This window comes from Pseudomonas sp. AC247, from assembly GCF_979258015.1.
Genome location: NZ_OZ409829.1, coordinates 3,326,193 through 3,340,185, shown reverse-complemented (window position 1 = coordinate 3,340,185; position 13,993 = coordinate 3,326,193). Strand labels below are relative to the sequence as shown.

Here is a 13,993-nt window from a genome sequence, read left to right as displayed (position 1 = left end):
AAAACCTAGTTGCGGGCTCTTTGGTCGTGCAAAAAAATCAATTTTTGTCGCGGCCCTCTTCAAAACTTGTAGACGGTCGAGTAAGTTTTTTTGCGAGTACTAAGAATTTGTCAATGTCAGCTTTAGGTAGGTGTACCGGTATATATAGGTAGTTGTCTTCAAGGCGCATTTTTGGATTGTGACGGCGCTGGACAGCGACTAAATTTCGCTTTCTATCAGTAATTACGAGATTTGGTCGATCCCAAGTGAATCTTAAACTTTTTGTCGGGTTTTTCCAGTTTAAAAGATGTATGGCACTCACTATAGAGATTCCAGCGGGACCGGCTAGTAGCCATGCTGCTGATGGGTTGAAAATAATAAATACTAAAACTGCGAAGAGGAATATTCCAGATAGCCATTTGAAGAAGGTCCCCGCAAGCTTCGGGAAGTGAGTTTTGTATTTGACATCGATTTCTTTATCGGTAACTACGTAGTGGTATATATATTTTTGCCGTATCACTAATATCCAAAAATATAAAGTCATGCAGAGGCATACAGTTCCGAAGTGTGCGCTTAGAAATATTGAGCGTTGTCGTAGTGGGAGCTCAAGATAAAATATTTCATATATTCCATTTAAGAGTGCAGTTAGTCCGATTAAGGTAAGTACAATCATGCCCATGTCCATGATTGAAGTATTGTGAGGTAGAGCTTTAATTGTCCAAGACATCTGGACATTGCCCGCAATTGGTGCCTGTTCGATGGCGTTTTTGTCTGGTATTGAAGTAGTCATTTATTTTTCTTAAGCGGAGCTCGCATCAAGGCGCCACGTATTCGACCGCCTAGTATTTGATTTAGATGTGTGTGATTAAAAAGTTCTTTTTATGTCCTTATTCCTGTCAGTGTATTGGCTGGCTGTTCAGATTTAAATATATTGAAATTAGTGTTGGCTTGGTGTTTTAGCGCTCACCATTTCCAGTCTTCCTCAGAAAAAATTGCATCATCTGGAAGTATTGTGTGAAGGGTTTTTAGATACTCATCGAACAATTTGTCTGGCAGTCGGGCTTCAAATCCAACCATTAAGTTGGTTTGGTGGATTACTATTATATTTTTTTTTCGATCAACTGTTACAAATTTATATTTATCCCAGTTGCTACTCGTTTCGGTATGTGTTTCATTTTTCCAGCCTAAAAAGAATTTTGCAGAAATTATGGCCATGCCGGCTGGCCCCGCAAGTATTATAAGCATTGAGGGGTCGTATATGCATGCGCCGATAATCGCTATCAAAAAAAACGCTGAAATTGATTTAAATATATAATTCGCTATTCTTGGAAAGTTTAGTTGTGACTCTTGAGTTCCGAAAGTTCGATTGATTTTATAGTGGTAGATTTTTTTTTGGCGAACGACAAGCTTCCATAAGTAAATTGTCATAATCGTCCAGGCGAACCCTGCGTGGAGACTCAGAAATGTCGATTGGTCTTTTTCAGATAAGTTCAAGATATAGACTTCGTGAATCCCGTTTGCTATGGCCGTTAATCCGAGTATCAGCATTGCCGCCATGCCGATATCCATAAACCTGGAGGCGTGTTGTCGCGTTTTTATTGACCACTCCATAATAGGAGGAAGTTTGTTTGTATTTTTAATATTAGCGAGGGTTGGAGTGTCGTTATTTTGGCTCATTATCTTTTGCTCCATTTACTCGAGAATAGGAAGAACTGCTGCATTTTCACGTCCTCCTAATTCTTGTACTACGAGAGTGCTGTCATCCAAAGAACTAATTCTAGTATCATTTTGGTCATTGATTCCGTCGCTTTACATCTGTGTACATTCAAGATACAAAGATGTATGTCTCTCTTTGTTGATAGAGCCATGCAACCACCGTTTTTCTCCCAACGGTGCAAACGGGTCGTTGGGTTTTTGATCTATGCTCCAACTGTATCAAATAAAACTGGCAAGTTCTATCTGCGTCTTTTTTTTTGTTGTTTGATCCGGGTTTTATACTGCTACCATGGCCAGCGCTCAACACGATACTCTACAGATTCTGGAAGTAATTCGTGCATTATTTTCAAACAGTCATGAAGTGTTTCTTTATTCGGTAAGCGCATATTGAACCCAAATAATGGGTTGCTAGTGCATGTGGCGATTACCATCAATCTGTCCTGATCTATAATAACCAAGTCGTAAGTGCTCCATGCTACCGAATTGTTTTTTACTTCGTTCTTCCAATTTATAAAGAATCTGGCTGAGCTTAAAGCCATTGCAATCGGCCCAATCATGAAGGCAAGAGATCCTGTGAACACCGCAACAGAAACAAAGAGTATTACGATGGCGATGGCTGGAGATTTGAACATGGGCGTTGCAAACTTTGGGAAGTATAAATATTTCTCAACTTCTGCGCCGTTTTTGGTGATTCGATAATTAAATACGGTTTTTTGGCGTGTCATCATTAGGAATATAAGAAAAAGGCCATAAGCGATGCCGCAAATCGCTAACCAAATATCTAGATTTTCATGGATGTTATCCCACATATACCAAGTAATACCCAAGCAAATTAGTGTGGGTATTAGCATCATGACCACAGGGCCGAGATTTATGTCCCTTAATGGTTGCTCTAAAGAGCGAGTTGTCCACGCCAATAGAGCCTCGCTGGAGGGCTGGGGGGAGGGCTGTCGCTTTCTAAGTTGGAGTCGTCTGTAGTGTTGGTCGGTATTCTTCTGATATCGTTCATGTTATGTCTTTTTAATCTAGAACAAAAACAAGCGACTCATCCCGGCTTGCCGATTTAACTTGCAAGTTTTTTACTCAGACCGTCTGCCTCTGTTGAACCATCCGTGCTTATTTCGACTTGATAAAGGTTACCACGATCGTCGCTATCACCGCTGACAATGCGGGATGGGTACCATATTTGGAACTCTAAATAGTCTGTATTTTCTCCAAGTGTTACCCACGCCTGCCAGATAAAGCCCTTTCCTGGATCTACGCAGTAAATGCGTTCGGGGTAGACCGAGCCGGTCTGGAAGGCGTAGGCATTGCCCTGGATGCTGTGTTCTTCCAGCACCTGGCTGATGATTTTCGGCACGCTGAGGTTCTGGAAGATGCGCTGGTTGATGCGGTGCGCGAGGTACGCCAGTTGCGGGCGCAGGGTTACTGCCCGCAAAAGCGGGTCAACGTACGCGGAAATCTGGAGGGGCGTAAACAACATCGACCAGCAGAGCTGGCCGATGTTTGTAGCGATGAACCGTAATTGAACGACTGGAGCACGCCAGTCATCGGATCCCGAAGTACTGGATACTTCGTGGGTCCAGGTGATTTTACGGTAGGTGAACTGCACTTCTTCCAGGTGGGTGAAGTGCGAGTTGCCTGGATCCTGGCAGTTGTGCATTTTGTTGTTGATGGCGCCATAGGTAATCATGAACGATGAATATTATCGAAGTCATCGGCTTTCGGAGTTGCATGTATCCCTTTTGCTTCTTGAGCGCGGTAATACGCCTCAATCGTCAACGATGGGTCGATACGCGCTTTCACGATGCAGGGTTCTTTTTGCCATGGATATTCTTGCAACTGTTTGGCCAGAGCCTTCTGGCCGCCTGTAATCCATCCTTTCTCCGACTGATCTCTCCATCGTCGTGGGTTGCGGCCAGTTTTTGCGTCGTGGGCCACTGTCACGGGATCAAGATGGCGACTTTGCTCAAGTACAGGCAGGTCAGGCAACGGTTGTGTGACATCCATGTAACGTTGCAGGCAATCCCAGAACGCCAATGTATTCGGCTGGTCAAGACCTAAGGCGTGAACTTTGGTGGCTAGGCATACCTTGTTGTCGGTATATCGGTGATGCAGCCACAGGGCGTAGTCGTGAGAACCATAACCGCTAGGCAGTAGTTGGAGCACCGGATCAAATTCTTCAAAGGGTGCTACAAAAATTCTACGAAAACGTCGCTTGAAGCGGAGCATTCCGTCGAGGCGATTGAACTCGCTTCCGTCGTGGGTGCTCATTCTGCCGTACAGCCACAGCAGGCTATCAGTCCCTACAGTTGCTACGAAATAAAGAAATGTGCCTAGCCAGAGGCAAACTTGCATGCTGTCAGTTCCAAAAAGTGAACCATACCTCCATAAAACGGTACCGGCGAAAATTACGAAACCGCCGATTTGGATCTGATGCACCAGTTTTTTGCCACTCATGAATAGCGCAAGTGAAATATACATGGCAGCCACGACAGCTATGCATCCAATTAACATATAGAACGCATTAACATCGCTTCTCCCTGTGTCGGGGACGAACTCAATGACTATTCCGAGTCCCCAAACAGCTGATACGAAAGAGATACAAATTAATTTAAGTATAAATAGTAGGTGTGGAATCTTAGTGGTGCTTTGAAATTGCCAGCGGTTCGCGTTGCAGTATGTATTTTCAGTGTGTCCCGTCTCCCGCTGTCGGCGATATGCAGACTGTTCTTTACTCTCTAATTGGGCAGTGACTTCCATTTCTGGCTCTATGTATGCGTAGTGACCAAAAGCAAGATGAGTATCAAAGGTGCCTGAACGATTGAAGTCTTGTGCCGATTTGGGTGGCGGCAACGCTTCTTGGTTGTTGCTGTAATATGCACTTACAGCATATGGAGTGTCCAATTTAAATGTCATACAGGGAACTCAGTGATTTCAATTTGCCAATAGGGGGTGTTTCATTTGCAGGCAGATTGTCTGGCGGTAGTCGACGGTTTGACGGTGAAAATGCTGACCAGTTTTTAGGGCTGGGCTGAGGTAAAATCAAATGCTCGTCTTGCTGGTCTGAGCTTAATTCAAACTGAGCACTAATTTTTAAGCCTTGAGTCACCCGAACATTATAACGATCTAGGGGGCTAAGCTGAATTATGGCTAAGCTTGCGGGTACGATGTAAAGCACGCTAGTCGAGTCCAACGAAAGTGCTGCTACCTTAGGCGCTGCAGCGGGTACACGATGGTAGCGTTTTACGTCGAAAGGACCGTTAATTCGCAAGCTACTTTGGAACTCTTGAGTGATCAATTGAAATTGCTTGGTATTCTCGAACATTGACAATAGTGGAGAGCTGAGAACTATAGCCCAGTCCTGATCGTCTAGAGCTTGTTTCTGAGGTACAACGCATTGAAGCCCCGAAGTTGGTATTGGCGAGCGATCATGATCCGCTTGTTCTAAAGCCTTGCGGTGAGCTACGGGTGCTTTTTTTCGCCATTCGGCCAACCGTTGTACGAATATTTGCGGTTTTCCGAAATGCCGAGTAGTTGCTGATAGGCAACCTGCGGATCCTTCAAGTGAGAAAGACGCTGACCATTGCCCAAAGCATGATCCAGCATTCCCGCTTCGGCAAATTGGCTAGCGAATGGGCCTTTTTTCACCACTATCTCTATGTCACTGCCGGTCAGCAGATTGGCAGCGATAGTACCTCCTATAGCCAGAACCATGCGCGTTTGCCCGAGTCGCCCTGCGCGGCGCGGTAGATCTGGCCGTGGATGCCGCTGCCGTCGGGCGACAGTTGCAGGAAGGCCGGTTTGTGCAGGAGGGTTTCGAGGTCCAGCGACGGTTTTTCATTGACCAGTTCCACCTCGAACACGAAGGGTTGGCTGATGGCTTCCCGGCCTTGCAGGGTAAACACCTGAAAGTCGGCGGGGAGACCTTCGATGGTCAGGGCAAAGTGGGTTTCATTGGCCGGCGCGAACATCCGTTGTTCCTCGTGCTGTACAGCGGCGCTCGTCGACGGCCGCGAAAGCGGGTCAACGTACGCGAAATTCTGGAGGGGCGTAAACAACATCGACCAGCAGAGCTGGCCGATGTGTGAAGCGATCAGCCGTAATTAAACGACTGGAGCACGCCAGTCATCGGAACCCGAAGTACCGGATACTTCGTGGGTCCAGGTGATTTTACGGTAGATGAACTGCACTTCTTCCAGGTGGGTGAAGTGCGAGTTGCCCGGATCCTGGCAGTTGTGCATTTTGTTGTTGATGGCGCCATAGGTAATCATGAACGATGAATATTATCGAAGTCATCGGCTTTCGGAGTTGCATGTATCCCTTTCGCTTCTTGAGCGCGGTAGTACGCCTCAATCGTCAACGATGGATCGATACGCGCTTTTACGATGCAGGGTTCTTTTTGCCATGGATATTCCTGCAACTGTTTGGCCAGAGCCTTCTGGCCACCTGTGATCCATCCTTTCTCCGACTGATCTCTCCATCGTCGTGGGTTGCGGCCAGTTTTTACATCGTGGGCCACTGTCACGGGATCAAGATGGCGACTTTGCTCAAGCACAGGCAGGTCAGGCAGCGGCTGCGTGATATCCATGTAGCGCTGTAGACAATCCCAAAAAGCGAGTGTGTTGGCCTGATCCAACCCCAGCGAGTGAACCTTGGTCGCCAAGCAAATTTTGTTGTCGGTATAGCGATGATGCAGCCACAACGCGTAGTCGTGGGAGCCATAACCGCTTGGAAGCAGTTGCAGCACCGGATCGAATTCCTCAAAGGGGGCGACGAAGAGTCGACGGAAGCGACGCTTGAAGCGGAGCATACCGTCCAGGCGGTTGAACTCGCTTCCGTCGTGGGTGTTCAAGTTGCTGTAAACCCAGAGCACGCAATTGAAGCCAACAGCACCCAAAAAGTAAAGAAAGGTACCGAACCATAAGTAAATATGTAGCTTATCACTACCCCATAGCGCCCCTGTCTGTGAGTAGGCAGATATGGATAATGCAAAAAAACCTATTATTTGTAAGTAATGAACGGCTCTTTTTCCGCTCATGTAAAGAGCGAGTGAGCTAATCATTAGAGCGACAACTAGAAGTGATGACACTAAAATCAGAAATGCATTGAAGTCTTTACGTCCGGTATTAGGTAGAAACTCAACTATGAGTCCCGTCCCCCAAAGAACCCATATGAAGAAAAAACACATCATTTTACATGCAAGAATAATCTGTGGAATCTTGCTTGAGTTTTGAAAGCGCCAGCGCTTGGCATCGCAATATGCTTCTTCCTCTTTTCCTTGCTTATGTTGTCGCTGATATATATATTGCTCTTCACCTTGCAACTGGTTACTTGTCTCAGTCGCAGGTTCTAAGTTGGCGTAATGACCAAAGGCTAGATGCGTGTCAAAGTTTCCTGACCTATTAGCATCCTCAGCCCATTTCGGAGGAGGTAATGGTGAATCGCTATTGCTGCGATAGACACCTGTTGTATAAGGGGCGTTTATTTTAGCAGTCATAAAGAAAACTCGGTTGTTTCAATCTGCCAGTAAGGCGGTGCATCGGATCGCGGGTCATCCGATGGCAAACATCGGTTTGCCCCCCAAAAGTATCCGCCGGAATCGCGCTCGTGGTGAACGAGCCAAATACAGATCAGCATGACTGGCCAAATAACCATCACAGCAGAGCCAATGCTGTAAGAGCCAATATCGAGGAATACATCGTTTTTTCGCCAGATTGAGTTCAGTACGTCTTTTGCAGGCTGGCCAGTTGGAATAGCAGGGGGAGCCAAATAGTCTTCTCGCGAGAGTGGTCCCTTGCGGCTGCCGGGTGTGGCTGAGGTCATGCCTTATCCTTGGGCTTCAAACGTTAGAGCTCTACGGTTCTTAATTTTTATTCATTGCACCGTCTGCATAGCCAATTCGGCTTCACGCTTTGCGATGGCTTCTTCCAGTTCTGGGGAGCGTTTGGCCCAATGCTCGGGAGGAAGGGGTTTGGACCATTCGACGATGGCGGGATCGCTCAGATCAGGTGGTGGTGCGAGTTTCCAATTTTGCAATTTTTCGGCCCAGTATGTTCCTAGGAAAATAACGAAAAACAACCCGTGCAAGACGTCCAGAATGTCGCGTTTGAAAAGGCTGGCAACGATGGAACCGATCTGTGTTTCGGCGTAAGGTTTTCGACCCAATCGGCTATCCGGGATTGCATCTGGCCCCTTCTCCATGTAGCTGCGCATGCACTCCCAGAGGCTCATAGCCGTTTCACCACCGCCGCAGTTGAACCCTAGACTGAAGTCGCGCTCCTTTTCTGGGGCGTCGGGATCGGGATTGCGAAAGCCCACTACCAATAGACCTTGAGTGGTTTTTCCGTGCTGACCTACCGAGTCCATCGCCACTGCTTGGGCAGTAACCTGCTCCCAAGGCACGATCCAGTATCGGCCATCTTTGAATGGCACACATACTTCGCGGCGTTGACGGTTGAAGCGCACCGGAAGAGGGACCGGACGGCTCAACATGTAGATGAGGATCAAGATCGGAAACCCGCAGAAACACATAAAACCGTACCAGTAGGCAGCATCCAACGCGTCAAAACCCATGGCTTGCGTTAACCATAAAAAAATCAACAGCACAGGCCATAACACCATCACAAGAGAGCCGATGCTGTACGAGCCGATATCGAGAAACACCTCGTTCTTGTGCCAGATGGTATTAAGGACATCCTTGGGTGTTTGCCGCGTAGGAATGGCAGGTGGCGCCAGATAATGTTCTTGTGATAACAGTCCCTTACGGCTGCCGGGTGTTGCTGAGGTCATAGCTTGTCCTTTGGACTCAGAAAGCTGGAGTTCTGCTCAGGGCCTATTCGATGGACGATGGCCCTATCCAGTTCAGGGGTTGGTTCGCCTGGACGTAAAGTTATAATTTCACCGTCAGGGCTCAACAGGCCGCCATTAGGCGACAGCGTATAGGAAAGCCCCTTGGCGCCGCCGATGGTAGCACCGACACCAGCCAGCAATGCCACAGGACTGAGGTAACACAAACTTAGGGACAGACGGGTGAGGGGCTGCGGAAAGCTGCCGCTCAAGCGTAGACCTTGGCCGGCATCGACCGGGATCCAAGTACACAGACTTCCGTTCAGCCAACTGGCTCCGATATCCGTCGGCGTACCTCTAGTACCGGACCCAAACCCGGCCGAGACAGGGGTCAAGTTGCCGCTCATAGATAGATCGATTTGTGCGGGACCTGGAGCAGCCCCTGGCCAATCAATGATCAGTTGGCTAATGCCGTCCTGCGTGATGGTATCGCCCAGCGAACCACTGATCCGCACTTCCCAGGTCTCCATCGCCAATCGTGGCTGGTAGAGGAGCATCATCAGCTCATTGATTTCGTCCAGTTGAGCTTGAGGAGCGATAGTGTTGCTAGTGTTAGCTCTGCGATGAGACCAGCAACAGTTAGCGAGATAGCCTTGCATGGGAGTGGCTTGGCGGAACCAAGCGTACAAATACAGACCGCCGAGAGCCAACAGCAATAGGTTAATTGAGCCCATACCCAAGCGAAAGCGGCGAATTGCGACAGGTGTACTTATCATGTTTGCCAAACGCATGCATGTGAGACTTAAACCACAAACGGGCCGGCAGGTTTTCGATCTGTGCTCCATCCAGAAGCAGATAACGCGTGGCTGCGGAAATCATTTCATCGCCTTCAGTTTTCCAAATACAGCCCATGTCAGGGTCCGCAGAATCAGGCCTTTTGAATATGTTGCCATCTTGTTAGCAGCAGTCACGTCTGTACTTCCACTACCGTTCGTCTTGATTGCGGTTTTGGCTTCATCTATCCATTGTGCATAACTGGCTTGTGTTAGTTTCAGCGTTTTTTCACCCACTTCCAGGGACATCGCTCCAGCACGACTCCAAGCAGGGCCGACCCACAACGCAGCAAAAGCATTGGCGGCGTATGCAGCGCTTGATCCTAAATTTCGTAATTCATCTTCCGTAAAGTTACCGTCGTTTTGCGCTTGTTTCGCCGTGTTGTAAACGTTCCACACATTCAAACCGACCAGCAAGGCAGGCAAAGCATTGCCCAGGTTCTGTCCCACCCATGTTTTTGTGCGTGTCACATATTCAATGGTGCCTGCGCTTCTCAGTTGTGCAGCCAACTCTGACTGCCCAAGGTCGGCGAGCCAGCTGTTGATTTTAGGAAGGCCCGCATCCAGGCGAGTGCTGCCAGACGCTTTCGCAACGATTTGATGGGGTTGCGTCGAGAACAGGACTTTGAGCTCTTGTTCAAACGCTTGCAGAGATATACGCGCCGAGCGCTGATCGTAAGCAGCCCCCGGGCGCTCCAATACCCCTCTGGCACCGTCCATCTTCTTGTTCAGGGTGCTCAGCTTCATCTGCCAAGCTTGGTATTCACGCTGGTAGTTCGGATTGAAGGAGAGTTGAGTCGCGCTGGAAATCTCGTTGGATATCAGCACCTGCGGCACGGCGATTATCAGTGCGATTTCCTGTTTGATCGCTGGTATAGCCCCCAGCCACGTACAAGAATAATGGATGCTGTTAATGCTGGTACCTCAGTCGGAATATTTCACATGCATTGCCATAAGATTTGGGCGGTTGAACGTGTCGATGTTATCTATGCGGGCACGCATTTGTTTGACTTTGATATTGAATGTGTCGTTTGTCATATCAATCCAATAGCGTGTTTTTCGACCATTTTTCAAATCGTGGGAGGCTGTCACGGGATCCAAGTGGCGATAGGGTTCGTGTGCGGGAATCTCTGGTAATGGACGGCTAATATCCATAAAGTTTTGTAAAAAATCCCACAGTGCGCAGGGTTGCTGCGTCGTATTGTCTGGAGCTATTAAGTCATTAAAATTAATGCCGATGTCACGATGACGATGTGCAATCGATAATCCATTCATTGGAATACCTTGGCGATCTGGGCTTGTAATAATATAAGCGTCGAATTCATAGAAAGGAGCTTCTGCCTCTTCTATTTTGCCTTGGGTTTTAAAGTTTTTGTAATTGAAGATTTTCAACATGCCGGTACGACGGTTTAGCTCCCAGAGAGGGCCGGCGGGAGGGCGGAACCAAAACTCTGGAAAGTTATTAATGACTATATGACCAATCGCCCAGCACGATAGCGGGACTCCAATGGCCCAAGAATAAAAGCTAAAAATCAACCCGATGGTAAATTCCCATGCGGTTTCTTCGGATGAAGACATTACTGTAAGGTGGGTTAACATCAGGATTGGTATCAAGATAATGGTTAACCATTTTCCTCCTCCTCTTAAGAATAGCCAGAATTGAGATCGGAAAGGTAATTGAGCATGGCGTATCACTTCGTGATCATGTTTGATGTGTAAATCAAAATTTTCCAGAGGGCGAGGCACATAGGTGCCGTTCGCTTTCATTTCATTTTTTTTTCTCTCATGAACCTCCCAAAAGCGCATATTTTCAGGAGCGGGGTCTTCCATTATTCTGATAGGTACGACTTCTTTAGTATTGCCCCATGGTAATCGGGAGCCAATAATTTTATGTAAAAAACTACGAAGTGGCGCATCTGCCTGATTAGGGATTCGACGTGGATCGTATGCATATTGCTCGTAATAAGACTGTGGTTCGATGCTAGACATTACGTGGCCTTATGGGTCTGTTCATCGGCCCAGAAAGGCCGGTTAGTCTTGTTGAAATCCGCTTTGGCAAATTCAGGGCCATACCGTGTAGAGTCTTTAACGCTTGGTGTTGGGAAGTGACGTATTTGAGTCTCGCTCTTAAGAGTGAATTGTGCACGAACTGCCCATTCAAAACCTGAATATCTATTAGGCATAGACCTACTTTTAGGAGTGTTTAGATAGAGTTCTAAAGTGTCTGCGTAAATTCGCTGAGCTTTAAAAGGTGCTGGCACAGGATTTGAGCGCTTGAGTTTGAAATGATCGAGAAAAGTTTTTCCCTTTTCAAAAGTCGAGCGAATTTCGGCGCTTTTATTCAGACATGCTAGCTGTTGTAACGGATTATTTTTTTAGGATGGTACACAAATTTATCCTTGTAATCGCGAATATCCATACTTACCATGTTTATATATATGTATGAAGGCGATAGAGTAGATGGGTCCATCTTTTTGGGGGGGGTATCTATTTTTGGTGGTAGTCATGAAGTTTACGGTAGCTTTAGCTTGAAAGGGGGGGGCTTCTATTTCAGTGTGTTTGGCAAGTTTTGGATTCGCGCAATGCTGAGAAAAGTGCTAGCCGAATTGCTCCCGTCTTTACGTTAGTCTCATGATCCGAAGTGTTAATGTTTTTCGGTACTTTCTGAAATCGAAAAGGAATAGATTTTTTCTGATCCTTGTAAAAGCCATTTATAACTAATTCTTCACCGGGGAATATCAGGTAGCCGGAGTTGCCATCGTTTCCCTTCCCTTCAGATATGACGTCATTGCCATCCACAGTTGTCACGAGTTCGTAAGATACGGTGCTCATATTGCTGATCACTAACTCATACTTGTCTCCGGCCTTGCCAAGCGCAGTCGGATTATCAAAATCAAGATCGACATCTACGCTAAGCTCATAACCAGCCTCATGACGTACACTCAGTTGGACATTCTCAGCAAGGGGTAGATATACAAACCCCAAGCTTAACGAAGAGGCTGATTCATTGATGTAACGCAATACATTGACTGTGGTCGGAGTGTCAGGAGTCGCGCGTTCAAATCTTTTGTAATCTACTTCCTTCGCCTGTATACGCTCGTTTCCACTACTGTCGATGAGGTACAAACTGGCGATCATGCTAGGCGTAGGTAGCAATGACCCGCTGCAAGCTGTCAGGCCGATAATACCGGTGATTAATGAGAGACGTCTAAGTAAAGTCATTGTGCATAGCTCGAATATTGTGCAGGTGGTTTTCCCAAAAGCTTCCACCGAAAGGACAGCGGAAAATCTACGACGAGTTGGCGCTACGAATCATGCGGTGCTCATCGGTACGTTTACCTTGGCTTTGATAATAGGCACATCTGGCGATAAGTATGGCTTTATGAAATTGGCTACGTTCTCTTTTTGTTTTGGCTTGCAGAATATGTTGATGCTGTAACTTATGGTTTTCCCAAGGCGCTGGTTGAAATGAGTGAATTTAAAGTCGACTACCTCTCGATTCGTTGCAATGGCCAGTTGAGTTAAATCTTCCTATTCGTATATAAGATGATGGTATTGAGTGTGCATTTCTTCATGGATGAAACCCTGCACACTTGCATGCTTCGATAAACGTAGCTCCTTTTTTATCCATTGCTTCTTTTATAACCCCGTTGGCTTTTACTAAAGCTGGACTTGGTTTAGCCCAATGGTCTTCAGGCAGTGGATTTGACCAAGTTGTTACCTTCTCCGGTAAAGCAGGGCGTCCTGCGCGGTGGGCCCATTCAGCCAGCATATATGGCATTTTCCAAAAACTTAGGACTCGCCACATATACCAGCGGCGTAGTGGCCAGGGTGTGCGCTTAGGGTAGCCGTAATGTTCACGCTCTTTATCTGAGAGGTCCGCGCCTTCATCTTTCATATTACACATCCACCGAGCGTCATCACGTTCGACTTCAAATGTATGTAGCCCTTCGTAGGGTTTTAGTCGACTTTCAGTAGGGGGTAGCCCCAAAGCCGCCAGCATCGGGTTCGGTGTATCTACGAGTACGCCGTCCTCCATGTAATTGCGAATTGATGTCCACATCCCTAATGCATGAGCATCACTGGGTTGAGGGATGAGGAAAAACAATATTTTGTCTTGTTCGCTATCTTTGAGGCCTATTCCAAATGAATATTGACGAGTGGCGCCGTAACTTGTTATTCCTTGAGTGTTGGAAATCCAAGCAGCAACATTTTCCCACGGAGTTATTAGAACTCTCTTAGTGCTTTTGTCGACGTAGCATACTTCACGCCGCTCTCGATTGAAGCGGACCGGATAGCTTTTTGCAGAATGGCGAATTCCAGAAAGTATTCCATATATGTAGACGCCAATTGGTAGAATGAATAGTAGAGATCCCGTGGTGAAGACTTGCAAGGCATCTCCTATTATATCGGGAAATCTACGTTCGATTTCGGGTGGGCTGAAAGCAACTAGCCACGTACAAAGGATAACGGGCGCTATGAATGCTGTAGTTAAAGCCATCCAAATCAGGGCGGCAAGTATCTTACCCTGTGCTACAACTCCATTATTATTACCACCCAATTCTAGGTAGGTGCCATTCATTTCCGAAAAAATTCGACTCGATGCTGGGGGCTGACCTGTGTAGACGGGTAGAGGAGCAAGGAATAAAGTCTCGGTCAAACCCTCTGTACGTGTT

The 13,993-nt window shown here is 47.1% G+C and carries 13 protein-coding genes and 4 pseudogenes; all 17 read right to left on the bottom strand.

The genetic code is table 11. The features are described from left to right. Window positions 1-37: 37 nt before the first annotated feature. Entirely contained in the window at window positions 38-769 is a 732-nt protein-coding gene (locus tag ACZZ0B_RS15115) for a hypothetical protein (protein WP_463545635.1), read from the bottom strand. Window positions 770-942: 173 nt separating this feature from the next. Next, complete coding sequence (locus tag ACZZ0B_RS15110; RefSeq protein ID WP_463545634.1) at window positions 943-1,656, bottom strand: hypothetical protein; 714 nt, start codon at window positions 1,654-1,656, stop codon at window positions 943-945. Window positions 1,657-1,979: 323 nt separating this feature from the next. After that, window positions 1,980-2,612, bottom strand: coding sequence for a hypothetical protein (locus ACZZ0B_RS15105; protein ID WP_463545633.1), 633 nt, complete (start codon window positions 2,610-2,612; stop codon window positions 1,980-1,982). Between the two features lie 341 nt (window positions 2,613-2,953). Beyond that, window positions 2,954-3,127, bottom strand: a pseudogene (locus ACZZ0B_RS15100) (contractile injection system protein, VgrG/Pvc8 family); the annotation flags it as partial. Between the two features lie 99 nt (window positions 3,128-3,226). Then, window positions 3,227-3,370, bottom strand: a pseudogene (locus ACZZ0B_RS15095) (Hcp family type VI secretion system effector); the annotation flags it as partial. Between the two features lie 14 nt (window positions 3,371-3,384). Then, on the bottom strand, window positions 3,385-4,053 hold the full coding sequence (locus ACZZ0B_RS15090; RefSeq protein WP_158832282.1) for a hypothetical protein: 669 nt from the start codon (window positions 4,051-4,053) through the stop codon (window positions 3,385-3,387). A 1,107-nt stretch (window positions 4,054-5,160) separates the two neighbouring features. Then, on the bottom strand, window positions 5,161-5,412 hold the full coding sequence (locus ACZZ0B_RS15085) for a hypothetical protein (RefSeq protein ID WP_463545632.1): 252 nt from the start codon (window positions 5,410-5,412) through the stop codon (window positions 5,161-5,163). 2 nt (window positions 5,413-5,414) lie between these two features. Then, a pseudogene (locus ACZZ0B_RS15080) lies at window positions 5,415-5,669 on the bottom strand (type VI secretion system tip protein VgrG); the annotation flags it as partial. 132 nt (window positions 5,670-5,801) lie between these two features. Next, a pseudogene (locus ACZZ0B_RS15075) lies at window positions 5,802-5,951 on the bottom strand (Hcp family type VI secretion system effector); the annotation flags it as partial. Between the two features lie 14 nt (window positions 5,952-5,965). Continuing rightward, on the bottom strand, window positions 5,966-6,595 hold the full coding sequence (locus tag ACZZ0B_RS15070) for a hypothetical protein (RefSeq protein ID WP_158833135.1): 630 nt from the start codon (window positions 6,593-6,595) through the stop codon (window positions 5,966-5,968). 596 nt (window positions 6,596-7,191) lie between these two features. Next, complete coding sequence (locus ACZZ0B_RS15065; RefSeq protein WP_463545631.1) at window positions 7,192-7,521, bottom strand: hypothetical protein; 330 nt, start codon at window positions 7,519-7,521, stop codon at window positions 7,192-7,194. A gap of 51 nt (window positions 7,522-7,572) precedes the next feature. Then, a complete protein-coding gene (locus ACZZ0B_RS15060; protein ID WP_463545630.1) occupies window positions 7,573-8,487 on the bottom strand; it encodes a DUF6708 domain-containing protein in 915 nt (304 codons plus the stop codon). Further along, a complete protein-coding gene (locus tag ACZZ0B_RS15055; RefSeq protein ID WP_463545629.1) occupies window positions 8,484-9,275 on the bottom strand; it encodes a hypothetical protein in 792 nt (263 codons plus the stop codon). The genes ACZZ0B_RS15060 and ACZZ0B_RS15055 overlap by 4 nt, the downstream gene beginning before the upstream one ends. A gap of 84 nt (window positions 9,276-9,359) precedes the next feature. Next, window positions 9,360-10,154 carry a hypothetical protein gene (locus ACZZ0B_RS15050; protein ID WP_463545628.1) on the bottom strand — a complete coding sequence of 265 codons (795 nt, stop codon included), beginning with the start codon at window positions 10,152-10,154 and terminating at the stop codon, window positions 9,360-9,362. An 87-nt stretch (window positions 10,155-10,241) separates the two neighbouring features. Beyond that, entirely contained in the window at window positions 10,242-11,306 is a 1,065-nt protein-coding gene (locus ACZZ0B_RS15045) for a hypothetical protein (protein ID WP_463545627.1), read from the bottom strand. A 561-nt stretch (window positions 11,307-11,867) separates the two neighbouring features. Continuing rightward, the gene (locus tag ACZZ0B_RS15040; RefSeq protein ID WP_463545626.1) at window positions 11,868-12,539 is read right to left on the bottom strand and encodes a hypothetical protein; all 672 of its coding nucleotides are present in this window, start codon (window positions 12,537-12,539) and stop codon (window positions 11,868-11,870) included. Between the two features lie 349 nt (window positions 12,540-12,888). After that, window positions 12,889-13,899: a DUF6708 domain-containing protein gene (locus tag ACZZ0B_RS15035; RefSeq protein ID WP_463545625.1), complete on the bottom strand. Its 1,011-nt coding sequence runs from the start codon at window positions 13,897-13,899 to the stop codon at window positions 12,889-12,891. Window positions 13,900-13,993: the final 94 nt, after the last annotated feature.

What these genes read in the sequence shown, in the direction of transcription:
- ACZZ0B_RS15115 (WP_463545635.1), bottom strand. Translation starts at nt 769, where the DNA reads ATGACTACTTCAATACCAGACAAAAACGCCATCGAACAGGCACCAATT.
- ACZZ0B_RS15110 (WP_463545634.1), bottom strand. Translation starts at nt 1,656, where the DNA reads ATGAGCCAAAATAACGACACTCCAACCCTCGCTAATATTAAAAATACA.
- ACZZ0B_RS15090 (WP_158832282.1), bottom strand. Translation starts at nt 4,053, where the DNA reads ATGCAAGTTTGCCTCTGGCTAGGCACATTTCTTTATTTCGTAGCAACT.
- ACZZ0B_RS15085 (WP_463545632.1), bottom strand. Translation starts at nt 5,412, where the DNA reads ATGGTTCTGGCTATAGGAGGTACTATCGCTGCCAATCTGCTGACCGGC.
- ACZZ0B_RS15065 (WP_463545631.1), bottom strand. Translation starts at nt 7,521, where the DNA reads ATGACCTCAGCCACACCCGGCAGCCGCAAGGGACCACTCTCGCGAGAA.
- ACZZ0B_RS15060 (WP_463545630.1), bottom strand. Translation starts at nt 8,487, where the DNA reads ATGACCTCAGCAACACCCGGCAGCCGTAAGGGACTGTTATCACAAGAA.
- ACZZ0B_RS15055 (WP_463545629.1), bottom strand. Translation starts at nt 9,275, where the DNA reads ATGCGTTTGGCAAACATGATAAGTACACCTGTCGCAATTCGCCGCTTT.
- ACZZ0B_RS15045 (WP_463545627.1), bottom strand. Translation starts at nt 11,306, where the DNA reads ATGTCTAGCATCGAACCACAGTCTTATTACGAGCAATATGCATACGAT.
- ACZZ0B_RS15040 (WP_463545626.1), bottom strand. Translation starts at nt 12,539, where the DNA reads ATGACTTTACTTAGACGTCTCTCATTAATCACCGGTATTATCGGCCTG.
- ACZZ0B_RS15035 (WP_463545625.1), bottom strand. Translation starts at nt 13,899, where the DNA reads ATGAATGGCACCTACCTAGAATTGGGTGGTAATAATAATGGAGTTGTA.